The 23,230-nt window shown below is 64.6% G+C and carries 22 protein-coding genes and 1 pseudogene; 12 read left to right on the top strand and 11 right to left on the bottom strand.

The features are described 5' to 3' along the window. Positions 1-22: 22 nt before the first annotated feature. The 5 genes from ACVNHC_RS11680 to ACVNHC_RS11700 all read left to right on the top strand — a co-directional run bounded on the left by ACVNHC_RS11680 (position 23) and on the right by ACVNHC_RS11700 (position 6,573). Complete coding sequence (locus tag ACVNHC_RS11680) at positions 23-940, top strand: ABC transporter permease (RefSeq protein ID WP_457167384.1); 918 nt, start codon at positions 23-25, stop codon at positions 938-940. 1 nt (position 941) lies between these two features. Further along, positions 942-1,844, top strand: coding sequence for an ABC transporter permease (locus ACVNHC_RS11685; protein ID WP_457167385.1), 903 nt, complete (start codon positions 942-944; stop codon positions 1,842-1,844). Then, a complete protein-coding gene (locus tag ACVNHC_RS11690) occupies positions 1,844-3,514 on the top strand; it encodes a dipeptide ABC transporter ATP-binding protein (RefSeq protein WP_457167386.1) in 1,671 nt (556 codons plus the stop codon). Before ACVNHC_RS11685 ends, ACVNHC_RS11690 begins: the two co-directional genes overlap by 1 nt. Before the next feature lie 11 nt (positions 3,515-3,525). Continuing rightward, entirely contained in the window at positions 3,526-4,911 is a 1,386-nt protein-coding gene (locus ACVNHC_RS11695) for a M20 family metallopeptidase (protein WP_457167387.1), read from the top strand. Positions 4,912-5,448: 537 nt separating this feature from the next. Further along, the gene (locus ACVNHC_RS11700; RefSeq protein ID WP_457167388.1) at positions 5,449-6,573 is read left to right on the top strand and encodes a PQQ-dependent sugar dehydrogenase; all 1,125 of its coding nucleotides are present in this window, start codon (positions 5,449-5,451) and stop codon (positions 6,571-6,573) included. Between the two features lie 2 nt (positions 6,574-6,575). Here the strand turns inward: ACVNHC_RS11700 and ACVNHC_RS11705 are convergent, their stop codons facing one another. The 5 genes from ACVNHC_RS11705 to ACVNHC_RS11725 form a co-directional block, all read right to left on the bottom strand. After that, positions 6,576-6,806, bottom strand: a complete 231-nt coding sequence (locus ACVNHC_RS11705; RefSeq protein WP_457167389.1) for a hypothetical protein — start codon at positions 6,804-6,806, stop codon at positions 6,576-6,578. A 75-nt stretch (positions 6,807-6,881) separates the two neighbouring features. Then, positions 6,882-7,679, bottom strand: a complete 798-nt coding sequence (locus ACVNHC_RS11710) for a heme ABC transporter ATP-binding protein (protein WP_457167390.1) — start codon at positions 7,677-7,679, stop codon at positions 6,882-6,884. Between the two features lie 5 nt (positions 7,680-7,684). Next, complete coding sequence (locus tag ACVNHC_RS11715; protein ID WP_457167391.1) at positions 7,685-8,776, bottom strand: FecCD family ABC transporter permease; 1,092 nt, start codon at positions 8,774-8,776, stop codon at positions 7,685-7,687. Between the two features lie 17 nt (positions 8,777-8,793). Continuing rightward, complete coding sequence (locus tag ACVNHC_RS11720; protein WP_457167392.1) at positions 8,794-9,717, bottom strand: heme/hemin ABC transporter substrate-binding protein; 924 nt, start codon at positions 9,715-9,717, stop codon at positions 8,794-8,796. A gap of 23 nt (positions 9,718-9,740) precedes the next feature. Continuing rightward, positions 9,741-10,826: a hemin-degrading factor gene (locus ACVNHC_RS11725; RefSeq protein WP_457167393.1), complete on the bottom strand. Its 1,086-nt coding sequence runs from the start codon at positions 10,824-10,826 to the stop codon at positions 9,741-9,743. A gap of 362 nt (positions 10,827-11,188) precedes the next feature. Between ACVNHC_RS11725 and ACVNHC_RS11730 the strand changes: the two are divergent. The 7 genes and pseudogenes from ACVNHC_RS11730 to ACVNHC_RS11760 all read left to right on the top strand — a co-directional run bounded on the left by ACVNHC_RS11730 (position 11,189) and on the right by ACVNHC_RS11760 (position 16,570). After that, positions 11,189-13,309 (top strand): annotated as a pseudogene (locus ACVNHC_RS11730) (TonB-dependent hemoglobin/transferrin/lactoferrin family receptor). A gap of 1 nt (position 13,310) precedes the next feature. Next, positions 13,311-13,754, top strand: coding sequence for a hypothetical protein (locus ACVNHC_RS11735; RefSeq protein ID WP_457167394.1), 444 nt, complete (start codon positions 13,311-13,313; stop codon positions 13,752-13,754). A 10-nt stretch (positions 13,755-13,764) separates the two neighbouring features. After that, positions 13,765-14,472 (top strand): MotA/TolQ/ExbB proton channel family protein, encoded by a 708-nt coding sequence (locus ACVNHC_RS11740; protein ID WP_050471431.1) that lies wholly within the window; start codon positions 13,765-13,767, stop codon positions 14,470-14,472. Next, the gene (locus ACVNHC_RS11745; RefSeq protein WP_050471430.1) at positions 14,462-14,848 is read left to right on the top strand and encodes a biopolymer transporter ExbD; all 387 of its coding nucleotides are present in this window, start codon (positions 14,462-14,464) and stop codon (positions 14,846-14,848) included. The genes ACVNHC_RS11740 and ACVNHC_RS11745 overlap by 11 nt, the downstream gene beginning before the upstream one ends. A 29-nt stretch (positions 14,849-14,877) precedes the next feature. Beyond that, positions 14,878-15,285, top strand: a complete 408-nt coding sequence (locus ACVNHC_RS11750; RefSeq protein WP_050471429.1) for an ExbD/TolR family protein — start codon at positions 14,878-14,880, stop codon at positions 15,283-15,285. After that, on the top strand, positions 15,282-16,265 hold the full coding sequence (locus ACVNHC_RS11755; RefSeq protein WP_457167395.1) for a TonB family protein: 984 nt from the start codon (positions 15,282-15,284) through the stop codon (positions 16,263-16,265). Before ACVNHC_RS11750 ends, ACVNHC_RS11755 begins: the two co-directional genes overlap by 4 nt. A 68-nt stretch (positions 16,266-16,333) precedes the next feature. Next, on the top strand, positions 16,334-16,570 hold the full coding sequence (locus ACVNHC_RS11760; protein WP_457167396.1) for a hypothetical protein: 237 nt from the start codon (positions 16,334-16,336) through the stop codon (positions 16,568-16,570). Positions 16,571-16,573: 3 nt separating this feature from the next. Here ACVNHC_RS11760 and uraD read toward each other — a convergent pair whose 3' ends face one another. The 6 genes from uraD to ACVNHC_RS11790 all read right to left on the bottom strand — a co-directional run bounded on the left by uraD (position 16,574) and on the right by ACVNHC_RS11790 (position 23,188). Next, a complete protein-coding gene (uraD, locus tag ACVNHC_RS11765) occupies positions 16,574-17,110 on the bottom strand; it encodes a 2-oxo-4-hydroxy-4-carboxy-5-ureidoimidazoline decarboxylase (protein ID WP_457167397.1) in 537 nt (178 codons plus the stop codon). Between the two features lie 36 nt (positions 17,111-17,146). Then, complete coding sequence (locus ACVNHC_RS11770) at positions 17,147-18,328, bottom strand: urate hydroxylase PuuD (RefSeq protein ID WP_123194344.1); 1,182 nt, start codon at positions 18,326-18,328, stop codon at positions 17,147-17,149. A 132-nt stretch (positions 18,329-18,460) separates the two neighbouring features. Continuing rightward, positions 18,461-19,525 carry a BMP family ABC transporter substrate-binding protein gene (locus ACVNHC_RS11775; RefSeq protein WP_050471425.1) on the bottom strand — a complete coding sequence of 355 codons (1,065 nt, stop codon included), beginning with the start codon at positions 19,523-19,525 and terminating at the stop codon, positions 18,461-18,463. A 102-nt stretch (positions 19,526-19,627) separates the two neighbouring features. After that, entirely contained in the window at positions 19,628-20,542 is a 915-nt protein-coding gene (locus tag ACVNHC_RS11780; protein WP_050471424.1) for an ABC transporter permease, read from the bottom strand. Beyond that, positions 20,535-21,629, bottom strand: a complete 1,095-nt coding sequence (locus ACVNHC_RS11785; protein ID WP_457167398.1) for an ABC transporter permease — start codon at positions 21,627-21,629, stop codon at positions 20,535-20,537. The genes ACVNHC_RS11780 and ACVNHC_RS11785 overlap by 8 nt, the downstream gene beginning before the upstream one ends. Further along, positions 21,629-23,188, bottom strand: a complete 1,560-nt coding sequence (locus tag ACVNHC_RS11790) for an ABC transporter ATP-binding protein (RefSeq protein WP_457167696.1) — start codon at positions 23,186-23,188, stop codon at positions 21,629-21,631. Before ACVNHC_RS11790 ends, ACVNHC_RS11785 begins: the two co-directional genes overlap by 1 nt. Between the last annotated feature and the right edge of the window lie 42 nt (positions 23,189-23,230).

Here is a 23,230-nt window from a genome sequence, read left to right on the forward strand (position 1 = left end):
TCCTTTTCATGCAGGCGGCAAGATGCTCAAATTCATTCTCTCAAAACTCGGACTGGCGGCCCTCTTGGCGCTGACGGTCTCCTTTTTCAGTTTCATGCTGCTGTTCATGGCAGGCGACCCGGCCATCGCCATCGCCGGCCATGAAGCTCCGCCGGAAGCCATTGCCGCCATCCGGGCCCAGTACGGCTTCGACAAGCCTTTGCTGACCCAATACGCCGAGTGGCTGATGCGGGCGCTCTCCGGCGATTTCGGCATGAGCTACTATTTCAAGGTGCCGGTGGCTGATCTCATTGCCGACCGGCTGCCCGTCACCTTCATCGTCGGCAGCCTGGGCATGAGCTTTGCCCTCGTCGTTGCCATTCCGATGGGCGTCATTGCTGCTGCCTTCCCGAACACGATCATCGACCGCATCGCCCTGACCATCGCCGTCGTCGGCCAGGCGATCCCGAGCTTCTGGTTCGCACTGATCCTGATGCTCATCTTTGCCGTCAATCTCGGCGTCGTTCCGGCGTCCGGCACGCGCGTATGGACCGGTTACATCCTGCCCATGGTCGTGCTCGGCTATTACGCCACACCCGCCATCATGCGCCTGACCCGTGCGGGCATGCTGGAAGTGCTGAACGCCGACTATATCCGCACCGCCCGGGCCAAAGGCCTCAACTGGCGCATCATCATGTTCAAGCATGCGCTGCGCAATGCCATCATCCCTGTCGTCAGCCTCGCCGCCGTGCAGCTTGGCTTCATGTTCGGCGGCTCGGTGATCGTGGAAACCATCTTCGCACTGCATGGCGCCGGGTATCTCGCCTGGGAATCCATTTCCCGCAACGACCTGCCGACCCTGCAGGCGCTCATCCTGATCTTTGCGATGCTCTACATCGTCTTCACCTTCCTGGCCGATGTGCTGAATGCCTGGCTGGACCCGCGGCTGAGGAGCGCCTGACATGAGCACACCGTCTTCAACCCCGGCCGCAGTTGCGCCGCGCGTTGCGGTTTCGCCCTCGCGCCAGATCCTGCGCAGGGCCTTCCGCCACAAGGGCTTTCTCATCGGCTTCGTCATCGTCGCCTTTACGGCCGCCGTGGCGCTGCTGGCCCCGGTCCTTGCCCCGCATGATCCCTATCACCAGGATCTGCTGATGCGCATGAAGCCGCCCGTCTTCATGGGCGGCACCTGGGAGCATATTCTGGGCACCGACCAGCTCGGCCGCGACTATCTCTCCCGCCTCATCTACGGCGCCCGCATCTCGCTGCTGATCGGCTGTGTTGCGGCCCTCATTTCCGCGGTCATCGGCACCACGCTGGGCGTGCTTGCCGGTTATTTCGGCGGCCGCGTCGATGCGGTGGTGATGTTCATCCTGTCCGTGCGCCTCGCCCTTCCGGCCACGCTGGTGGCGCTGGCGGTGGTCGCCATCTTCGGCGGCTCGCTGCAGGTGGTGGTCACCGTACTCGGCCTGCTGCTGTGGGACCGCTTTGCCGTGGTCATGCGCGCCGCCACCATGCAGGTGCGGCAGATGGACTACATCTCCGCCGCCGAAGTGCTGGGCGCCAGCCTGCCGCGCATCCTGTGGAAGGATGTGCTGCCCAACGTGATGAATGCGCTGATCGTCGTCATCACGCTGGAAATGGCCCATGCCATCATTCTGGAAGCCGCCCTCTCCTTCCTCGGCCTCGGCGTGCAGCCGCCGCTGCCGTCCTGGGGGCTGATGATCTCCGAAGGCCGTCCCATGATCCTGTTCGAGAGCTGGCTGATCACCATCCCCGGCATCGCCCTCTTCGCCCTTGTTCTCGGCATCAACGTGCTGGGCGATGGCATCCGCGACATCACCGCGCCCGAAGGGAGAAACTGATGACCATGACCGGCAACACCGTTCTGTCCATCAAGGGCCTGACCATCGACCTGCCGGAAGGCGGCGACCGGCCCCATGCGGTGGAAAATCTCTCCGTCGAAATCCGCGAGAACGAAATCCTCTGCATCGTCGGAGAGTCTGGCTCGGGCAAGTCGATCACGTCCTTTGCCGCCATGGGCCTGCTGCCCAAGGCGCTGAAGCCATCGGCCGGAGAAATCTGGTTCGAGGGCAAGGACCTGCTCAAGCTGTCCCCGCGCGAGCACATGCAGCTGCGCGGCAACCGCATGGGCATGATCTTCCAGGAGCCGATGAGCGCGCTCAACCCGTGCTACACGGTGGGTGAGCAGATCGAGGAAGTCTTCCGCGCCCACACCACCATGCCCCGTGCCGAGCAGAAGGCCCGCACGATTGCTTTGCTGACGGAAGTGCGCCTGCCGGATCCGGAGCGGATCTATCATGCCTATCCGCACCAGCTCTCCGGCGGCCAGCGCCAGCGCATCGTCATTGCCATGGCTCTGGCCATGGAGCCGCGCCTGCTGATTGCCGACGAGCCGACGACGGCGCTGGACGTGACGACGCAGGCGCAGATCCTGAGCATGTTCAAGCAGCTGAAGGAAACCCACAAGGCCGGCATCCTCTTCGTCACCCACGACTTCGACGTGGTGGCGGAACTCGCCGACCGTGTGGTGGTGATGCAGAAGGGCATTGTCGTCGAGCAGGGCCCGGCTGACGAGGTGCTGAACCGGCCGAAGCATCCCTACACCCGCATGCTCATCGACGCCGTGCCGCGCAAGCACAGCGGCAAGGGCGGGCCGGAAACCGGCAAACCCGTGGCCCTCAAGGTCGCCGGCATCGAAAAGACCTTCCGTTCCCCGCGCAGCCTGTTCAAGCCCGCAAGAACGGTTCATGCGGTGCGCCCCATCGACTTCGAGGTTCTGCAGGGCCAGACCCTTGGCATTGTCGGCGAGTCCGGATCGGGCAAGACGACGCTGGTGCGCTGCCTGATGGGTCTGGAAGAGCCGGATGAAGGCTCGGTCTACATCGGCAACGAGCGGCTGGACATCACGACGGCTGCGGGCCGCCGCGCCTTCCGCCGCCACATCCAGATCGTCTTCCAGGACCCTTACGGCTCGCTGAACCCGCGCCGCAAGATCGGCGACCTGCTGCTCGAAGGCCCCACCAACTTCGGCGTGCCGCGTGCGCAGGCGATGGAAAAGGCGAAGGAGCTGCTACGTATCGTCCGGCTGGAGCAGGACGCGCTCGACCGCTATCCCTCGCAGTTCTCCGGCGGCCAGCGTCAGCGCATTTCCATTGCCCGTGCGCTGATGGTCGATCCGAAGATCCTGATTGCCGACGAGGCCGTTTCGGCGCTTGATGTATCGGTTCAGAAGGACGTGCTCAAACTATTGGCGGATATCAAGAAAAATGTCGGCCTGACGATCCTCTTCATCACCCACGACCTGCGGGTGGCGGCCGAGATTTCCGACCATATCCTCGTGATGCAGAAAGGCGTCGCGGTGGAATATGGCACGGTGGACGAGGTCTTCGGCAATCCGCAGAACGAGTATACCCGCCAGCTTCTCTCCGCCATGCCCGGCCGCGGCTGGGAAGTGCCCGACATCGCCGCCCTTGGCCCTGCCATCCCGGCGGCGCAACCCATCCCAGCATGAGCATTTCAGACATGACCACACGACAGGACCTCATTGCCGCCGCCTCCCGCTATGTCACGGAAGGCGGGCTGGAAACCGATCTCGCCCGGCTTGTGGCGCACAAGTCGGTCAGCCAGTCCGAAGGCACGCCGGAAGACCTGATGGCCTATCTCACCGGCGAAATGCAGCCGATGCTGACCGCCATGGGCTTTGACGTGGCCATCCATGCCAACCCGCGTCCGGGCGGCGCGCCGCTGCTGACGGGTGTGCGCATCGAGGATCCGGCCCTGCCCACCGTGCTGGTCTATGGCCACGGCGATGTGTGCAATGGCGAGGCGCACCGCTGGCGCGAGGGCCTCTCCCCCTTCGTGCTGACCCGCGAGGATGACAAGCTCTACGGGCGCGGCACCGCCGACAACAAGGTGCAGCATCTGATCAACCTGAAGGCCATGGAGCTGATCCTCAAGGAAAACGGCCGCCTCGGCTTCAATGCCAAGGTCATCATCGAGATGGCCGAAGAGACCGGCTCCTATGGGTTGAGGGATTTCTTCGAGGAGAAGAAGGATCTGCTCGCCTCGGACGTGCTCATCGCCTCGGACGGCCCGCGCCTTGCCGCTGACACGCCGACCATGTTCATGGGCTCGCGCGGTGGCATGGGCATCGATCTCACCGTGGATCTGCGCCCCTCGGACCATCACTCCGGCAATTTTGGTGGCCTGCTGGCCGATCCGGCGATCATCCTCGCCCATGCCATTGCCTCGATCACCGACAAGCGCGGCCAGATCCGCATCAAGGAATGGCTGCCCGACAGCCTGACGCCGGATATCCGCGAAGCGCTGAAGGACCTGCCGCCCCGCCGCCATGATGCGGACTGGGGACAGGAAGACCTCACGCCTTCGGAGCGCGTCTTCGGCTGGAACTCCGTGGCCGTGCTGGCCATGGCCAACGGCAACATCGATGCCCCGCAGAATGCCATCTCCGGCAAGGCAAGGGCGACGATCCAGCTGCGTTTTGTGGTCGGCACGGATGTGGAGGGCGTCATCCCTGCCCTGCGCCGTCATCTGGACCGGGAAGGCTTCCCGCAGGTCGCCGTGAAGCCCTCACGCGGCGAAGCCTTCCGCGCCACCCGCTTCCCGCCGGATCATCCGTGGGTCAAGTTCGTGGAACAGTCGCTGGCGGAAACCGCCGGCAGGAAGCCGCATGTGCTGCCGAACCTTGCAGGTTCCCTGCCGAACGACGCCTTCACCGAAATCCTCGGCCTGCCGACCATCTGGGTGCCCCATTCCCACGCCGAATGCGGCCAGCACGGCCCCAACGAGCACGTGCTGCTGCCGGTGATGGAAGAAGGCATGCGCCTGATGACCGGCCTGTTCCTCGACATCGCGGAAAAAGGCCAATCCCTGCCGCGCCGGGGGTGATGTGAAGCAATCGCCTTAAGCTGCCGGTGAGGCGGAGCTGATGTTATCGAGGCACAGCCTCTAGCCCACCGCAGTGGTCGCCCCGGGCGGAACGAAGTGAAGACCCGGGGACTACTCGCTCCCAGAGCAGTCATTGGAACTGCAGAAGGTGCGAGGTCTGAAGCTGATGTTTTCGCCGCACCCACTACCCACCGCGCCGTCCCGGCCTCCGTGCCGGGACCTGTGATGGATGCACAGGCCAGAGAACCCAACCACCCACTTCCCCGAAGCCACTCACCTTGTCATCCCCGCGCAGGCGGGGATCCAGTAACCCCGGTATCAGCCATCTCCCTCTCCGGGCGTACTGGATTCCGGTCTTGCCGCTGCGCGTCAAACCGGGATGACACTCCGGACTCGCGCAGTCACGCTTGCGTGAGCCTCCGCCCCATTCCCGGCATCCCTTGTTGGTTCTCACGATCCCCTGCCCCATATGCGGGATACGCTGCGGGCGGTCTTGCCGCCTGCTGACACGTCTTGTTCAAGCTGCGGAGATCCTTGATGCCCCTGTCACGCCTCTTCCCCCTTGGTCTTGCCGCCCTCATGGCGGGCGCCGCACCTGCTGCCATTGCGCAGGAAACCGTCCGCTCCAAAGCCGCAGATTTCAGGATCGTGGAAGTCGCCACGGATCTGGAGCATCCCTGGGGCCTTGCCTTCCTGCCCGATGGGCGGATGCTCGTCACCGAGCGGCCGGGACGGCTGCGGATCGTGGGTGCCGATGGCAGCCTGAGCGCGCCGCTGACCGGCCTGCCGGAGATCTACGACAGCGGCCAGGGCGGGTTGCTGGATGTGATCCTCGATCCGGATTTTGCTTCGAACAGCACCATCTACTTCTCCTATTCCACGCCGGTGGAGCGGCGCGGCACCACGCGCATTGCCAAGGCAAAACTGACGGATACAGGGCTGGAGGACGTGACCGTCCTCTTCACCGCGACGACGCCGGGCTCGAACGGACGCCATTTCGGCTCCCGGCTCGTCATCGGGACAGACGGCTATCTTTACGCCAGCATCGGCGACCATGGTGCAGACGATACGGCGCAGGATCTGTCGCTGCACTCGGGCAAGATCATCCGCATCACGAAGGATGGCGCGCCTGCACCGGATAACCCGTTCCTCGGCACCGCTGGCGCGCTGCCGGAAATCTACACCTATGGCAACCGCAATCCGCAGGGCATGACGCTGACACCGGAGGGAGAACTCTGGGCCAACGAGCACGGGCCACGCGGCGGCGATGAAGTGAATGTGATCACGGCCGGAGCAAACTATGGCTGGCCCGTCGTCACCCATGGCCGCGCCTATTCCGGCCTGCCCATGGGTGAGGGCAAGGAGAAGGAAGGCATGACGCCGCCGATCCAGGTCTATGTGCCCTCCATCGCCCCGTCCGGCATGGCCTTCTATCAGGGCGATGCCTTCAAGGGCTGGCAGGGCGACCTGTTCATCGGCGCGCTCGCGCTGACCCACCTCAACCGGCTCGACATGGAAGACGGCAAGATCGTGGGTGAGGAGCGGCTGCTGGAAGACAAGGGCTGGCGCATCCGCGACGTGCGCTCAGGCCCGGACGGCTTCCTCTATCTGCTGACGGATGCGCCCGATGGCAAGCTGGTGCGGCTGGAACCGGCAGGCTGAACTCAATAGCTGCCAGCCGAACGGCCATTGATGGTCATCCGGCTGGCAGTGACCCCATCGGGCCCTGTTGAAAGCCCCACGGCGCCGCCGCGCACCTGCGTGCCGCTGTCCGGGCTTGATGTGATCACGGCACCACCGGCGCCAACTGACGCGCAGCCAGCCGGAACAAGGGCGGCAGCCAGCACGGCCGCAAGGGCAAAGGCGCGGGAGGGATCTGGAACAAGGCGCATCATCGGGTTTCCTGCATCTGGACTGGCTCGATCTGCACGCTCACGGGCCGGATGCGGCCGGAGACGCACAGATCCTCTTCATTCCGCAGCATGCAGACGCGCATGGCAAAGATGCGGCAGGATGAAAGGCGTTCCGGGCGGCGGCACGGCGCCAACGCGCAAGGGACAGGAATAGACCTCGGACAGAACCTCTGTCGTCAGCGTTTCGGCCGTGGTGCCGCAGGCAATCACCTTCCCCGCTTTCAGAGCGAGTACGCGCGCCGCATACATGGCCGTCAGGTTGAGGTCATGCATCACGGCAACGACGCCGCCTCCGGCCTTTGCATAATCTGCGGCCAGATCCATGATCATCAGCTGGTGGTGAATGTCGAGGCTGGCGACGGGCTCGTCCAGAAACAGCCAGCGCGGTCCTTCCGGGCCGACAGGCTCCCAGATCTGGCACAGCACGCGGGCAAGCTGCGCCCGCTGCTGCTCGCCGCCGGACAGCGACTGATACTGCCGCCCGCCGAAACCGTTCAGGCCCACCCGCGCCAGCGCCTCGCGCACGCGGGAATCCGGCGGCGGCATTCCCGCGCCGCCGAGCCGCACCAGTTCGGTCACGGTCAGCGGAAAGGCGATGGCCGAGCTTTGCGGCAGAACGGCACGGAAGCGGGCCAGCACATGGGCCGGGACGCGGCGCAGATCATGGCCGTTCAGATGCACGTCCCCGCCGTGCCGGTGCTCGCCGCAGATGGCCTTGAGCAGCGTGCTCTTGCCGGAACCGTTCGGCCCGGCAATCGCCGTCACCTCGCCAGCCCGCGCCTCGAAGGAAATCTGCCGCACGATGTCGCGCCCGGAAAGCGAAACGGTGAGGGTATTCACATCCAGCGTTGCCATGTCCGTCACCTCAGCGCAAAGCCCCGCCGTGTCAGCAGGATCCAGAGGAAGAAGGGCGCGCCGGCCAGCGCGGTCAGAATGCCGATGGGCAGTTCGGCTGGCGTCACGATGGTGCGTGCCACCGTGTCGGCAAGAAGCAGCAGGCTTGCCCCCAGCAGCGCCGAGGCGGGCAGAAGGTAGCGGTGATCCGGGCCAATGGTCAGCCGCAGCAGATGCGGCACGACGATGCCGACAAAGCCGATGCTGCCGCTGACCGCCACCCCTGCCCCGGTCGCCGCCGCCACGGCGACGATGCTCAGCCGCTTCAGCCGCTGCACGGGAATGCCCAGATGCCCCGCCGCCGCCTCGCCCAGCACCAGCGCATTCAGCCCGCGCGCCATGAAAGGCATGGACGCAAGCACGGCGGCGATCACTGGTACGCACATCAGGATCTTGTCTGTTGTCGCGCCCGCAAGCGATCCGAGAAGCCAGAAATTGATGTCCCGCAGCTGCCGGTCATCGGCGGTGAAGATCAGCAGGCCGATGGCAGCCTGCGCCAGCGCCGCCACGGCAATGCCTGCCAGCAGCATGGTTGCCACATCGGTGTAGCCGCCGCGCGTGCCGATCCGGTAAAGCAGCGCCGTGGCGGCAAGACCGCCGAGAAAAGCAGCGAAAGGCAGCGCCAGAATGCCGAACGTGGCCATCAGACCGGCCGGCAGCCAGGATCCGGCGACGATCATCAGCGCCGCCCCAAGCCCCGCCCCTGACGAAACGCCGACGATGCCGGGGTCGGCCAGCGGATTGCGGAACAGCCCCTGCATCAGCACGCCGGAGACAGCCAGCCCCGCGCCGATGAAGACGCCCACCACCATGCGCGGAAAGCGGATGTCGGCGAGGATGATCCGGTCGCGCATGGCCATGGGGCCCTCGCTCTCCCGGCCCGTCAGAATGCCGAGAAGTGCATCGAAGCTCGCAAGTCCGGTCGGGCCGGTCATCAGCGCCAGCAGGATGGCAAGGATCAGGAGGACGGAAAGCCCGGCAATCACCAGCCGCGCCCGCCCGCTGCGGTCCCCTTCGAGAGGCCCGTGATCTGCGGTCACGGTTTCAGCTGCTGTCATGGCCATCTGCCGGTCCCTCACTGGCTGGCCGCAGCGGCCTTGTCAAAGGCGGCGGAAAGCTCGCGCACGGCATCGGCGGTGCGCGGCCCGAATCCGATCATGAACAGCCCGTCCATCCGCACGATGTGCCCGGCCTGAACAGCAGGCGTCAGCGACAGCGCCGCATGGCCACGCATTTCGTCCAGCGTTGCATCATGCTGGCCGCCGCGCTCCATCATCAGAATGATGTCGGGCTTTGCCTCCGTGATGGCCTCATCGCTCAAGGGCTTGTAGCCGTTGAAACCGGACACCGCGTTGACGCCGCCGGCAAGCTGAATGACTGCATCGGCAGCAGAGCCTTCACCGGAAGCCATGATGCGCCCGCCCTGCAGGGACAGAATAAAGAGCACGCGCGGCTTGACCTCCCGCTTGGCCGCAGCTTCCGCCACGGCCTGGAGATCGGCTTCCAGCTTCACCGCCAGATCCTCGGCCTTGTCTTCCAGCCCCAGCGCCTTGCCCACCACGCGAACCTTCTCGGCAACACCTTCCGCGGTGTAGCGGTCCGGCACCATGACGAGCGGCACCCCGGCCTTCTTCAGCACATCCAGCGCTTCCGCCGGGCCGCTGCCTTCAATGACAAGCAGGCCATCGGGTGCGACCGCCAGCACGCCTTCCGGCGACAGGGCGCGCATGTAACCCGTGTCGGGCAGCGCCAGAGCCTCGGGAGGATAGGAGCTGGTGCTGTCCCGCGCCACCAGACGGTCTTCTGCGCCAAGGGCATAGACCACTTCCGTGACGGCCCCGCCAACGGAGACGATCCGCTGTGCCCCGGCCAGAGAGGCAGGCTCCTGCGCACGGGCTTCAGGTGCCGTGAAGCCCAGTCCAAGGCTCAACAGCGCGGCCGCCATGGGCGTGAGCGCCAGGCCGCACGGACGGGAGAGAGAGGAAAGCAGACGCATCATCATATCCTTACAAGACGCAGGGCTTATTCGGCCGCAAACGGCAGCACCGCTGTCTGCGGAGCAAGACGCGGCAGGTGTTCCACCAGTTCGCGCCAGTCGCTGCGCTCATGGTTGCCCTCACCGCGCACGCCGAAGAACTGGATGATCAGATTGCCTTCGGCCCCATAGGCTTCCAGCGACGTCACATGCCCTACATCCGCGCCCTTGCGCACGGCCCAGATCTCGCTGATGTGGTCGAGCCGCAGGTGCAGATGGAAGGTTGGGTCCATGACATTGATCCAAGGCCCCATCTCCTTGATGTTCATCACCGGTCCGGAATGGATCTGCACGCATCCCCGGTTGGCCACGAAACACATCAGCGGGATCGCATTGCCGGACACCAGCCGCAGCATGACGCGGATGCTGTCGCCATCCACCTGCCAAGCCTTGTCTTCGCCCGCCAGCGCCAGTGCATTGATGCGCTCGATGTCGAGTTCGCGCAGGATGTTGAAGAACTGATGCGGATCGTTCATGGCCGACCAGCGGCTGCGCAGGTCGCCGGCCTGGCTGCCATCGAGCGGGCGGCGAGGCTCAGGCTGCGGGCGCTGCGGCACTGTACCGAGGCCCGGCGTCTGGTCAGAGAGCACAAGGCGCTCCACCAGCGCCTCATAGGCCTCCACATTGGAAGCGGCGCGCAGATGCACCTTGAACACGGCCTCGCCATGGGCGTCGAACACCTGCAGACTGCGGCGCGGGCCCTGATCTGAAGGCTTTTCCACCGCAAAGGCATGCACCCAATGGGAAGGGAACATGCGGGTGTCGATCTGGCTGCCCAGCATCAGGCCGGTGCGGGTGCCGTTCACGAACTTTTCAAATGGCCCGATCTTTTCATGGACGGCGCTTTCGTTGCGGGTCAGCGCCATCACCTCCCCCACAGCCTGCATGCCCTCGCAGATACCGGCCATCGAAGCCTCGACACGGCGCACGCCATGGCCGCAGAACGCGGCCACAAGCTGCGCCTCGCTGATCCCCAGTTCCTGCGCCAGATCGCGCTCGCGGCGGTCCGGATTGGCGCTGACAGCGGCGCGGATCTCCTCCGGCGCCAGATCGCGATAGGCAGTCGTGGTCATGTGTCTTCCCCGCTTTGTTGCGTGGCCGGCTCCTGAGGACCGGCAAGGGCCCGCGCCTGCCAAAGGCAGAGCTTTGCAGGCGCATCTTTGAATGGCGCGTAATGGGTTCCGGCTGCCGGAAGCTGGGGTTTTGCCTGGCAGGCATGCCGTTTTGTTCAAACCCATCCGGCAGGTCCAACCGCGCAAGGGCCTGCAGAAAATGCTGACCCGCGACAGGATCGTCACCGCCGATAGTTGACTTCAATATTCATCTTTTGTATCGACCGCAATACCTGAATACGTTAATCAGGTTTTAGAGTTTCACAGTTCAGCGAGCGAGCCCTTTGCCAGCCAGCGGGATAGACCAGAAAGAGGCGTATGAAATGACTCGCGGACGGGGCACGGCAGGGTTTTGGCTGAACGGCGTGGCGCTGATTGCGCTCGCATATGCAGGCAGCGCAAATGCGCAGCAGGCACCAGTGGCAGAGACGGCGGCCGACAAGCCGCAGGCCACGACGTCATTGCAGAAGATCGTTCTCGGCGCCGGGCAGGAAAAGGTCGCCATCGACACGCCCCAGGCTGTGACGGTGATCGATCAGGAGCAGATCGACAACGCCCAGGCGACGACCATCGGCGATATTTTCAAGCAGACACCGGGTATCACGGTGGTGGGCAGCGACCGCATCGGCGGGCAGGCCTTCAACATCCGCGGCATCGGCGATCTGGGCTCGGCGGACGAGTCCAAGATCATCATCACGGTGGATGGCGCCAACAAGTTCTTCGAAATGTAACGTATGGGCTCCTTCTTCTCGGACCCTGAACTCTACAAGCGCGTCGAGGTGCTGCGCGGCCCCGCCTCCTCCACGCTCTATGGTGCCGGCGCACTTGGGGGTGTCATCGCCTTCGAGACGAAGGATGCTTCCGATTTCCTTGAAGACGGAGAAACGGTGGCCCTCCGCCTGAAGACCGGATTTGACAGCAACAAGAACGGTCTGATGACCTCGGCCATTGCCGCCATGCGGCTTGGGCCCAATACCGAAGCCCTGATCAACGGCAACTTCCGCCGCTCGTCCGACTACGAAACGGGCAATGGCACCCGCGTGGTGGGATCGGCATTCGACAGCTTCTCCGGCCTTGCCAAGGTCACCCATCACTTCGGCGAGAACAACGAGCAGTCGGTGCGCCTGTCCTATGAGCGCTGGCAGAGCGATGCGGACAACACCGCCTATTCCCAGACCGGCACGCTGGATGCCTTCGGCAACATCGACCGCGAGATCACCGACCAGACGGTTGTGCTGCGCTATGAAAATCCGGCAAGCGGCAATCCGTTCCTGGATCTGAAGGTCAACCTCTCCTTCTCCGACACGCAGGTTGCGCAGACCAACGCCCGTGCGCCAGCGGCCTCAAGGATGCGTTCGCCCGAGCTGTTCTACGATGCCGACTACGGCTACCGCACCTGGCAGGCGAAGGTGGAAAACACCTTCGAGTTCAAGGGCGATACCTGGGAAAACTATCTGACCGCCGGCACGCAGGTCAGCTACCAGGAGCGCACCGCGAGCACCAAGGGCGGCGTGGGCTGGATCGACTTCCATCCCGAGGGCACGGACACCAAGGTCGGCGTCTTTGCGCAGAACGAGTTCATCTGGAACGACCGGCTGACCATCACACCGGGCATGCGCCTCGACTATGTGACCGTGCGTCCGGACAGCGTCATCCCGAATGCCTCCACCCAGACGGATTACGCCTTCTCGCCGAAGCTCGCCGCGCTCTACAAGTTCACGGACAGTTTCTCGGTCTTCGGCTCGGTTGCCCGCACCGAACGCCTGCCGACACTGGACGAACTGTTCTCGACAGGCGCCCGCACCTCGACCTATCCCGGCGGGCGCACCGTCAGTCTTGATCTGAAGAAGGAGGAATCCTTCAACTACGAGGCTGGCTTTGCCGTCAACCGGCAGGACCTGTTCCAGGACAATGACAGCATCGCGCTGAAGACCACCGGCTTCTACAACGATCTGACGAACCTGATCACCACGGGCCCGCAGCGGCAAGCCTCGGCTGTCCCCTATTATGTGAACGTCCACAGCGCGCACATCTATGGTGTGGAACTCGAAGCCGCTTATGACTCGCGCTACGTGTTTGCCAGCGCCGCCTACAGCTGGACGCGCGGCAAGAACGAGACCACCAATGCGGCCCTGACGACCATTCCGGCAGAAACGGTGGCCGTCACCCTCGGCGGCCGCATCCCGGACTACAACGTCAATTTCGGCTGGCGCGCCGAGTTCACCGGCTCTGCCGATGCCGGCGCCACCACAGGCCCCTTCCCCGGCTATGCGCTGCACGATGCCTTCGTGAACTGGAAGCTCGATGAGGGCCAGTTCAAGGGGCTGGAGCTGCGCGCCGCCGTCGAAAACATCTTTGACAAGCGCTACCGCAACAATCTCTCCGGCGATGACGGCAAGGGGCGCACGTTCAAATTGTCCGTCAACAAGAAATTCGGATGGTGACATGACACTGGCACGCAAATTCGAAGTGATCGCAGCCGCCGCGCTGTCGATCTCCACCCTTTCCGGCGCAGCTCTGGCCCAGACAAGCCCGGCTGCAGCGGACGGGGTCAAGCTGGAGCTGAACCGTGCGGCGGATGCCGGCAACGGCTGCCTTCTGACCTTCGTTGCCACCAATGGCACCGGGGCAGCGCTGGAAACGGCAGGCTTCGAATTCGTGCTTTTCAACAAAGAAGGACTGGTGGACCGCATGACCGTCTTCGACTTCGGCGCCCTGCCGGAAGGCAAGACCGTGGTCCGCCAGTTCCAGATCCCGAGCCAGCCCTGCGCGGGCATCGGTTCCATTCTCGTCAACGGCGCATCCGGCTGCAAGGCAGCCGCTGCCAGCCCGCTGTGCAGCGCGCCGCTGACCACAACAAGCCGCACAGACATCGGCTTCACCCGGTAAGGACACGGACATGCTGGACTCTCCCTATCTCGCCCCGGTCTTCAGCCTGATCGAACTTGGCGGTACGGTCGTGGCCCTCATCGCCGTCATGTCGGTTGTGGCTGGCGCCATCGTCATCGCCAAATTCGTCCAGTTCGCCCGCTTCCGCACGGCCCGGCCGGGCCGGGCCCGGGAAGCAGCAGGCCTGTGGCGGGCCGGCCGGCGCAAGGAAGCGCTGGTGCGCCTCGCCCGTCCCGTCAGCGCCGCAGAACATGCGGTGGTCACCGCCATGCGCCTGACGGCAGCCGGCCAGATGGACCGCAGCGCCATTGAAGACGAAATCGCCCGGGTGGCGGCCCAGCAGCTGCATTCGCTCCAGTCCGGCACCCGTGCGCTTGACAACATCGCCCAGCTGGCCCCGCTGCTGGGTCTGTTCGGCACGGTTCTGGGCATGATCGACGCCTTCCAGGCCCTGCAGAACGCGGGAGATGCGGTGGATCCGTCGATCCTTGCCGGCGGCATCTGGGTGGCTCTGCTGACCACCGCTGCTGGCCTTGCCGTCGCCATGCCGGTGGCCGCCCTGCTCGCCATGTTCGAATCCTGGATCGAAGCCGAGCGCGTCGCCGTGGAGACCCTGAGCGCCCAGGTTCTGGTGGATGTGGTCCATCACGACCACGAGCGCCACGCCCCGGCCGCACAGGATGGCGCTGCCCTCGGGAAGGTTTCCCATGCGCATTAACATGCCGCAGCGGCGCAGGCGGCCGCTGTCGATGACCTCCCTCATCGACGTGATCTTCCTGCTGCTGCTGTTCTTCATGCTGTCCACCACCTTCACCCGCTTTGCGGGGGTGGATCTGGGCAAGCCTGGTCAGGCTGGCGGCGGCGCCTCCGGCACGCCGGGCATCCTCGTTTTTGTCGAGGCCGACGGCCTGCGGATCAACGGCGTGACCGTAATGCCTGAGGACATGGGGGACCGGCTGGCCGGGCTGCAGGAGAAGGGCGCGACCTCTGCGCTCGTCGTTGCCCGCGAAGGGGCGAACGCCCAGGGCCTGATCGACGCCGTTCAGACCGTGCGCCGCCTTGCGCCGGCGCTCACCCTGCACGTCGCCCGGTAACGGGCCGCGGAAGGCAAGGAGCTAGAGACATGGCTGTGCGGATCCCGCGCGAAAAAACCAAGCGGAAGATGGAAAGCACCATCTCGCTGATCAACATCGTCTTCCTGATGCTGATCTTCTTTCTGGTGGCCGGGCAGCTCGCCCCTCCGGCGGACAAGGAAGTGGATCTGGTGGAGACCACCGATGCGGAAAGCCTGCCGCCGCCGGACGCGCTCTATGCCCGCGCCGACGGCACACTGGTATTCCGCGGCCAGCCCACCGATGCGGCATCCTATCTTGCTGCCAATCCGCTGCCGGAGGAAGGTCCCGAAAGCATCCTGAAACTGGCCGTCGACCGGAACCTTGATGCTGCCCGTCTCGTGGAGATCGTCGACGAGCTCTATGGCGCAGGCGCTCCCGGCATCCGTGTCGTCACGCAAAAGGCAGGCACGCAATGAAACTGAGACCCTGGCACCTGGGTGCAGCCCTTCTGGCATCGGTGACACTGCATTTCGGCGCAGTTGCCCTGACCGTTGACACCTCCGAGGAGCCGGCCCTGCTTCAAGGCGGCGGTGGCGGAGCCGTCTCCATGCTGGGCGAGGCCTATACGGACATGCTGACCTCCGGCGATCCGGACACCGCCAACGCGGTTGCCGCCGAGTCCCCCGACACGCTGGCGCCGGTTGATCCGGACGCCGCCGAGCCCGAGACACAGGAGCAGATCACCGCGCAGGACATCCCGGTACAGGAAGCCACCGAGACGCCTGTTCAGGAACCGCTGCAGCAGATGGCGGAAGTCCAGCCGCAGGATATCAAGCCGCAGGAAATCGCGCCGGTGGAAGAGTTGGCCATCCAGCCGCTGACCAGCGCGGAGGCCATCGCGCCGGTCAATGAGACGCCCGAAAAGCCCGTGACCGCTGTCGAGCCTGTTCCCGTGCCGGAAATGCGGCCGAAGGATCTGCCCGTCAAGGTGGCCGAGGCAAAGCCCGTCCAGCCGGTGAAAAAGACCCAGACGAAGAAACCGGAAGCACAGCGCCAGCCAAGCACGCAGAAGGGCAATAGCAGGGCCAATGCGGTTCAGGGCGCAGGCGGCGCCGCCGATCAGGTGGCCTCGCAGGGCAGTTCCGAAAATCAGGGCCGGTCAACGATCCTCGGCAATTCGGACCGCACCAACTACAAGGGTCAGGTTCAGCGCGCTCTGCAGCGTGCGATGCGCCGCGTCCGCTCCCGGGATTCGGGCCTTGCCACCGTCTCCTTCGTCGTCAGCAAGGATGGCAGCGTTTCGGCCATTCGCATCTCCGGCAGCTCCGGCAATCCGGAGGTGGATGAAGTCGCGCTGGAACTGGTCCGCCGCGCAGCGCCCTTCCCGCCCATTCCGGCAGAAGAAGGCCGCTCGACGTGGAGTTTCAATGTTCCCGTCGAGATCACGCGCCGCTAAGCTGGGGTGACTGGCCTGCCGGACGCATGACGGCAGGCCATCATACAGACAGAAAGCGGAGAATACCGATGCCTGCACCGGAAGATGCCACGATGATGACCGCCCGCGACGGACTTGATCCGGCCCTGCGCGGCACACGGTGGCAGCACCGCAAGACAGGCGGGATCTACCGGATCGTTGGCAAGTGCCGGATCGAGGCCAGCGGCGAAGAGGCCTTCCTCTATCAGGGGGCCGATAGCACCATCTGGGCCCGCCCCTGCGGCGAATTCATGGACGGGCGGTTCGAGCCGCTAGACGCAGACTGAGCCTCAGACCGTAAGTACCCTGTCTTCGAGCCGGAAACGGAAAATACGCGAGATCTGGGTCAGTGCAGTTTCGAATTCGGCCTGCGGACTGTTGCCAAGCCGTGCCTCAAAAGCATCAAGGATCATGTGTTTCGTTGCGCCCTTCACCGCAAAAATGAACGGGAAGCCGAAGCGGGCGCGGTAGGCATCATTGAGCCTGGTGAACCGGGCAAATTCCTCTGCCGTCAGCCTGTCGAGACCAGCGCCCGCCTGTTCCTTCCGCGAATCCTCGGCAATGTCCCCGGCAATTGCGGCCCTGCCCGCCAGATCCGGATGGGCCCGGATCAGCGCCAGCTGCTGCTCGTGCGAAGCGGCGCGCATGGCTGCTTCAAACGCGCCAATCAGATCCTCCCGCCGGACAAAAGGCCCCGCCGCAAAAGCATCCTCCGCCACCCAGGGGGAATGCTCGGCCACATCCGCGAAGGCGGCCATGAAGGCCTCGTGATCGAGCCCGGCAAGCGAGGCTTCGGCGATGGGAAAGGCAATCGGCGTGGCGGACATGAGAGTGTGCTCCAGCTGTCTTGTATCCCGGTCCATTCACTTGTTCCGGGCAATCCAGCGGCCCAGTTCCTCACGCTGTTCCGGCGTCATGCCCGTCTCGTTGCCGAGCGGCATGGCATCGGAGAGCACGGACTGTGCCATCACCTGATCGGCGTAGCGGCGCAGCTCTGCCAGCGTTTCCAGATGAATGCCCTTGGGCGCATCCGTGAAGCCTTCATGGGTCGGGGTTGCCGCATGGCAGGCCGCGCAATGGCTGCGGATCAGCGTCAGCGCCGTGGCATCGGAAACAGCCTCACCGCCGGAGAAGTCACGCGGGGCGGTCATTACCAGCGCTGCGGCAAAGCCAAGCGCGGCGATGGGCAGGCTCCACCAGTAACGGTTCAGCGGGTCGCCCGCCTCATGCCGGTTGAGGAAATGCCGCACCATGCCGCCCATCAGCAGCACGAGGCCGACGAGAAGCCACGCCTGCGGATGGCCGGTGAGCATGGGATAGTGGTTCGACACCATCATCAGCAGTACGGGCAGCGTCAGATAGTTGTTGTGCACGGAGCGCTGCTTGCCCATCTGGCCCAGCTTCGGGTCCGGCGCCTCGCCGCGCAGCAGGCTGGCGACGATCTTCTTCTGGTTCGGGATGATCAGGCCGAACACATTGACGGCCATGATCGTGCCGATGAATGCGCCCACGTGGATCAGCGCCCCGCGCCCGGAGAACACCTGCGTGAACATGTAGGACGCCGCCATGATCAGCGCGAAGACACACAGCGCCAGCAGCGGCGTGCTGCGGCCGATGGGCGAGCGGCACAGCCCGTCATAGATGAACCAGCCGGCGACAAGGCTCAGAACGGAAATCAGCACCGCCTCTGACGGCAGCATCTGAAGCTTATTCACATCAATGAGATAAGACGATGCGTTGAAGTAATACTGCACCACCAGAAGGGCAAATCCGGTCACCCAGGTGAGATAGGCCTCCCACTTGTACCAGATGAGATCCTGCGGCAGGTAGGCTGGGGCAACCGTGAACTTCTCCACGTGATAGAACCCGCCGCCGTGCACCTCCCAGGCCGTGCCGTAGACGCCCTCGCGCATGCCCTCCCGCTTGCGCAGCGAAAGATCGAGGGCGATGAAATAGAAGGACGTGCCGATCCAGCCGATGCCCACCACCAGATGGGCCCAGCGGAAAAGCAGATTCAGCCATTCAGCGGCAAAGGTCATGGTCATGGGCAGGCTCTGGATCGGGATTGTTATTATCTGAAAGACATGCTCGGCCACGCCGGAGGGCCCGGCTGCGCACGGTCATGGTGCAAGAGCAAACCGGCCCGCAGGTTCGGCACCTGCGGGCCGAAGCTCTCCTTACTGCGGCAGCTTGTCGTCGATGCCCTTGACGTACCAGTTCATGCCGAGGATGGCGCCATCGTCGAGACGCACGCCGTCAGCGGCCGCTTCCGAACCGTCCTGCTTGGTGATCGGGCCGGTGAAAGGCTCCCAGCCGCCCTTGATCTTCTCTTCGGTTTCCTTCGCCATGGCGACGACATCGTCCGGCAGGTTGGTGTAGGGCGCCATCACCACATGGCCTTCCTTGAGGCCGTGCCAGGTCTGCTCGCTCTTCCAGGTGCCGTCGAGGACAGCCTGAACGCGCTCGATGTAATAGGGTGCCCAGTCATCGATGATGGCGGTCAGCTGCGACTTCGGTGCGAAGTTGATCATGTCGGAGGCCTGACCGAAACCAAGCACGCCGCGCTCCTCAGCCACCTGCAGCGGTGCGGTGGAATCGGTGTGCTGCGAGATGATGTCGGCGCCCTGATCGATCAGCGCCTTGGCCGCATCGGCTTCCTTGGCCGGATCGAACCAGGAATTGGCCCAGACGATCTTGACCTTGAAGTCCGGGTTGACGGACTGGGCGCCGAGCAGGAAGGCGTTGATGCCGGAGACCACTTCCGGGATCGGGAAGGAGCCGATGTAGCCGGCGGTGCCGGTCTTGGACATCTTGGCTGCGATCTGGCCGATGATGTAGCGGCCTTCGTGGAACTTGGAGTTATAGGTCGCAACGTTTTCGGCGGTCTTGTAGCCGGTCGCGTGCTCGAACTTCACGTTCGGATACTTCTGCGCCACCTTGATGGTCGGGTTCATGTAGCCGAAGGAGGTGGTGAAGATGATGCCGCAGCCTTCACGGGCGAAGCGCTCGATGGCGCGCTCGCTGTCCGGGCCTTCCGGCACGTTTTCCAGATAGGCGGTTTCGACCTTGCCGCCGAAATGGGCTTCGACAGCCTGGCGGCCCTGATCGTGCTGGTAGGTCCAGCCGAAGTCACCCACCGGGCCGATGTAGACGAAGCAGGCCTTGAGGTCGGCAGCCTGAGCAGTTGCGAGCGAGCCGGCCAGTGCGGCGGCGGCGACAGTGGCTTTCAGCAGAGTCTTCATGTTCACACTTCCCCTTCGGTTCTCGTTGGGACCGGGTATGCAGCGGGTCCAAAGATGGCGGCCGGGACCGGACCCCATTGAGGTCCCGGCTCGGACCGGATGTCAGCGATCCGGCACGAACGGCTTGCCGAGGCAGGCCGGCGTATTCACGAGCGTCAGGCGCCGGTTGGCGGAAATCAGCACCAGAACGATGATGGTGGCGAGATAGGGCAGGCTCGACAGAAGCTGCGAGGGAATGCCCATGCCCTTCGCCTGCGCATGGAAGGTCAGCACCGTGACCATGCCGAAGAGATAGGCACCGGCCACGACGCGCCAGGGCAGCCAGGAGGCAAAGACCACCAGCGCCAGCGCGATCCAGCCGCGCCCGGCCGTCATGTTTTCCACCCACTGCGGCGTATAGGCGAGCGACATGTAGGCGCCCGCAAGACCGGCGCAGCCGCCGCCGAACAGCACCGCCAGAAAGCGCACCTTCAGCACCGAATAGCCAAGCGCATGGGCCGAGGCATGGTTGTCGCCCACGGCGCGCAGGATCAGCCCCATGCGTGTGCGGGTCAGCATGTAGGAGACACCGGCCACAAGGGCGAAGGCGAGATAGACGATGGCATCCTGCCGGAACAGCACGGGCCCCAGGAACGGCAGGTCGCTCAGAACCGGAATGTCGAGCTTCGGCAGCTTGAGGCCCGGAACGCCGATGAAGCGCTCGCCGACAAGGCCGGACAGTCCGAGGCCAAAGAGCGTGAGCGCCAGTCCGGTGGCCACCTGATTGGTGACAAGGCCCAGCACCAGTGCGCCGAACAGGGCCGACATGGCCATTCCGGCCGCAATGGCCGCGAAAATGCCGAGCGTGCCGGAGCCGGTGAGATTGGCGGCGGCAAAGCCGGTCACCGCTCCCATCACCATCATGCCTTCCACGCCCAGATTGAGAACGCCGGAACGCTCGACGACCAGTTCGCCGATGGCCGCCAGCAGCAGTGGCGTTGCCGCGGTGATGACGGTGAGAAGAATGGCTTCAAACATGGGCGCCCTCCCCGGCATTTTCAGAAAGCACCTTCCGGTGCAGGCGGACGCGGTAGAAGATCAGGGTGTCGCAAGCGAGCACGAAGAACAGCAGCATGCCCTGCACCACGCTGGCGATCTTGTCGGAGATGCCAAGCGACGCCTGCACGCTTTCCCCGCCGATGTAGCTGGAGGCCAGAACAACACCGGCCACGACAATCGCCAGCGGATTGAGACGGCCAAGGAAGGCGACGATGATGGCGGTGAAACCGTAGCCCGGCGAGATGGTAGGCAGCAGCTGGTTCAGCGAACCGGACACCTCCATGATGCCCGCAAGGCCCGCCAGCGCCCCTGAAATCGCAAAGGCGAAGACCGTCATCCGCTTGGCCGAGAACCCTGCGAATGCGCCTGCCCGGGGGCTCTCGCCCAGCACACGGATCTGATAGCCGCGCAGCGAGCGCGACAGCACCACCCACAGGAGAAGCGCAACGCCGAGGGCCACGAACACGGATACCGACAGTCGCCCCATACCAAGAGACGGCAGCGTGGCGGAAGCCGAGAACAGGGCCGTCTCGGGGAAATTGAACCCCTGCGGATCGCGCCAGGGGCCGCGCACCAGATAGTCCAGCAGCAGATTGGCCACATAGACCAGCATCAGGCTGGTGAGGATTTCGTTGGTGCTGAAGCGGGTCTTCAGGATGGCCGGGATCATGGCATAGGCCGCCCCGCCAAGCGCCCCGCAGAGAAGCATCAAGGGCAGAGTGTAAAAGCCCTCTAGATGCGGGAACATGACAGGCAGGATGGAGCCAGCCATCGCCCCCGCCACAAACTGGCCTTCCGCGCCGATGTTCCAGTTGTTGGAGAGGTAGCAGACGCTGAGGCCGCAGGCGATCAGCACCAGCGGCGTCGCCTTCACCAGCACTTCCTGCAGGGACCAGGCTTCCGTCAGCGGCTCGATGAAGAAGCGGAACAGCGCCTCCAGCGGGTCCGCACCGGACATGGCAAACAGGACGGCAGCGCAGATCATGGTCAGCATGACCGCAATCAGCGGGGAAACGGCGGTCATCAACCCGCTGTGTTCGGCGCGCTTGACGAGTTCGATACGCATCACGCGCCCTCCCCGGACAGACTTGCAGACGAAGGCTTTTCCGCACCGCCCGCCATCAACAGGCCGATCCGCTCCAGCGTCATGGACGAAGCCGGTTCTGCCTGCGACAGGTGCCCGCGCGAAATGACGGCGATGCGGTCGGCGATCTCGTAGATTTCATCAAGATCCTGGCTGATGACCAGAACCGCTGATCCCTTGCGGGCCAGATCCAACAGGCACTGGCGGATGAGCGCTGCAGCTCCTGCATCCACGCCCCAGGTCGGCTGATTGACCACCAGAATGCCGGGATTGCGGCTCAGCTCGCGGCCAACGACGAATTTCTGCAGATTGCCGCCCGACAGCGACCGCGCCTCCGGATCGTCATGGGACATGCGGATGTCATAGGCCCGCGTGATGTGCTTTTCCATCTCCCCGGCGCGGCCATAGGCGGCAAAGCCGGAGCGGACCAGATCATCGCCGGTGGAATGGCGCGTGAGGATGATGTTGTGCGACAGGCGCATGCCGGGCACTGCGCCATGCCCCAGCCGCTCCTCCGGCACGAAGGCCGCTCCGCGCTGGCGGCGGCGGGTGACGCTTTCATTGCCGCAAGGCATGCCATCGATTTCCACCATGCCCGGCGCGCAGCGCCGCTCACCGCTGATGGCATCGAACAACTCGCCCTGGCCGTTTCCGGCAACGCCGGCGATTGCCACGACCTCACCGGCACGCACGTCCAGATTGACGCCCGCCAGCGGCACGGAAAAAGGCGTCAGCGGGCTTGTGGCAAGATTGCGCACGGCAAGGCGCACCGGTCCGCTGCCCGTCAGCGCGCCGGAGCTGGTCACATGCGAGACATCGGCACCGACCATCATGCGGGCGATCGAGGCGGGGGTTTCCAGCGCCGGATCGCATTCGCGCACGAAGCGGCCGTGGCGCAGGATGGTGGCGTGGTGGCAGATGCGGCGCACCTCGTCCAGCCGGTGGCTGATATAGAGCACCGCGCAGCCTTCGTCCGCCAGGCGCTTCAGCGTCACGAACAGCTCATCCGCCTCCTGCGGGGTCAGGACGGAGGTCGGCTCATCCATGATAATCAGGCGCGGGGCCTGCAGCAGGCAGCGGACAATCTCGATGCGCTGGCGGATGCCGACGGGCAGATCGGCCACAAGCGCATGCGGGTCCAGCGGCAGGCCATATTCGCGGGAGACCTTTTCGATCCGCGCCGCCAGCTCGCGCATGGAACCGGGCTTCGGCAGCGCCAGCGCGATGTTCTCGACAACGCTCAGGGCCTCGAACAGGGAAAAATGCTGGAACACCATGCCGATGCCCAGATGGCGGGCGGCGGCAGGGCTGTTGATGCGCACCTTGCGCCCGTCCCATTCGATGGTGCCGGCGTCGGGCTGCAGAGCGCCATAAAGGATCTTCACCAGCGTGGACTTGCCCGCGCCGTTTTCACCCAGGAGTGCGTGGATTTCACCCTTGTTGATGGTGAGATTGACCGCATTGTTGGCCGCGATGGTGCCGAAATGCTTGCTGATGCCGCGCGCATTCAGCAGCGGCGCACCTTGCGCCCGCCGCACCATGCCCCCAGCGGCCTGCTGCCCATCTGCGGTCTGATCGAGACT

This window comes from Pannonibacter sp. Q-1 (assembly GCF_054073275.1).

What these genes read in the sequence shown, in the direction of transcription:
- ACVNHC_RS11680 (WP_457167384.1), top strand. Translation starts at nt 23, where the DNA reads ATGCTCAAATTCATTCTCTCAAAACTCGGACTGGCGGCCCTCTTGGCG.
- ACVNHC_RS11685 (WP_457167385.1), top strand. Translation starts at nt 942, where the DNA reads ATGAGCACACCGTCTTCAACCCCGGCCGCAGTTGCGCCGCGCGTTGCG.
- ACVNHC_RS11690 (WP_457167386.1), top strand. Translation starts at nt 1,844, where the DNA reads ATGACCATGACCGGCAACACCGTTCTGTCCATCAAGGGCCTGACCATC.
- ACVNHC_RS11695 (WP_457167387.1), top strand. Translation starts at nt 3,526, where the DNA reads ATGACCACACGACAGGACCTCATTGCCGCCGCCTCCCGCTATGTCACG.
- ACVNHC_RS11700 (WP_457167388.1), top strand. Translation starts at nt 5,449, where the DNA reads ATGCCCCTGTCACGCCTCTTCCCCCTTGGTCTTGCCGCCCTCATGGCG.
- ACVNHC_RS11705 (WP_457167389.1), bottom strand. Translation starts at nt 6,806, where the DNA reads ATGATGCGCCTTGTTCCAGATCCCTCCCGCGCCTTTGCCCTTGCGGCC.
- ACVNHC_RS11710 (WP_457167390.1), bottom strand. Translation starts at nt 7,679, where the DNA reads ATGGCAACGCTGGATGTGAATACCCTCACCGTTTCGCTTTCCGGGCGC.
- ACVNHC_RS11715 (WP_457167391.1), bottom strand. Translation starts at nt 8,776, where the DNA reads ATGACAGCAGCTGAAACCGTGACCGCAGATCACGGGCCTCTCGAAGGG.
- ACVNHC_RS11720 (WP_457167392.1), bottom strand. Translation starts at nt 9,717, where the DNA reads ATGATGCGTCTGCTTTCCTCTCTCTCCCGTCCGTGCGGCCTGGCGCTC.
- ACVNHC_RS11725 (WP_457167393.1), bottom strand. Translation starts at nt 10,826, where the DNA reads ATGACCACGACTGCCTATCGCGATCTGGCGCCGGAGGAGATCCGCGCC.
- ACVNHC_RS11735 (WP_457167394.1), top strand. Translation starts at nt 13,311, where the DNA reads ATGACACTGGCACGCAAATTCGAAGTGATCGCAGCCGCCGCGCTGTCG.
- ACVNHC_RS11740 (WP_050471431.1), top strand. Translation starts at nt 13,765, where the DNA reads ATGCTGGACTCTCCCTATCTCGCCCCGGTCTTCAGCCTGATCGAACTT.
- ACVNHC_RS11745 (WP_050471430.1), top strand. Translation starts at nt 14,462, where the DNA reads ATGCGCATTAACATGCCGCAGCGGCGCAGGCGGCCGCTGTCGATGACC.
- ACVNHC_RS11750 (WP_050471429.1), top strand. Translation starts at nt 14,878, where the DNA reads ATGGCTGTGCGGATCCCGCGCGAAAAAACCAAGCGGAAGATGGAAAGC.
- ACVNHC_RS11755 (WP_457167395.1), top strand. Translation starts at nt 15,282, where the DNA reads ATGAAACTGAGACCCTGGCACCTGGGTGCAGCCCTTCTGGCATCGGTG.
- ACVNHC_RS11760 (WP_457167396.1), top strand. Translation starts at nt 16,334, where the DNA reads ATGCCTGCACCGGAAGATGCCACGATGATGACCGCCCGCGACGGACTT.
- uraD (WP_457167397.1), bottom strand. Translation starts at nt 17,110, where the DNA reads ATGTCCGCCACGCCGATTGCCTTTCCCATCGCCGAAGCCTCGCTTGCC.
- ACVNHC_RS11770 (WP_123194344.1), bottom strand. Translation starts at nt 18,328, where the DNA reads ATGACCATGACCTTTGCCGCTGAATGGCTGAATCTGCTTTTCCGCTGG.
- ACVNHC_RS11775 (WP_050471425.1), bottom strand. Translation starts at nt 19,525, where the DNA reads ATGAAGACTCTGCTGAAAGCCACTGTCGCCGCCGCCGCACTGGCCGGC.
- ACVNHC_RS11780 (WP_050471424.1), bottom strand. Translation starts at nt 20,542, where the DNA reads ATGTTTGAAGCCATTCTTCTCACCGTCATCACCGCGGCAACGCCACTG.
- ACVNHC_RS11785 (WP_457167398.1), bottom strand. Translation starts at nt 21,629, where the DNA reads ATGCGTATCGAACTCGTCAAGCGCGCCGAACACAGCGGGTTGATGACC.
- ACVNHC_RS11790 (WP_457167696.1), bottom strand. Translation starts at nt 23,188, where the DNA reads ATGGTGCGGCGGGCGCAAGGTGCGCCGCTGCTGAATGCGCGCGGCATC.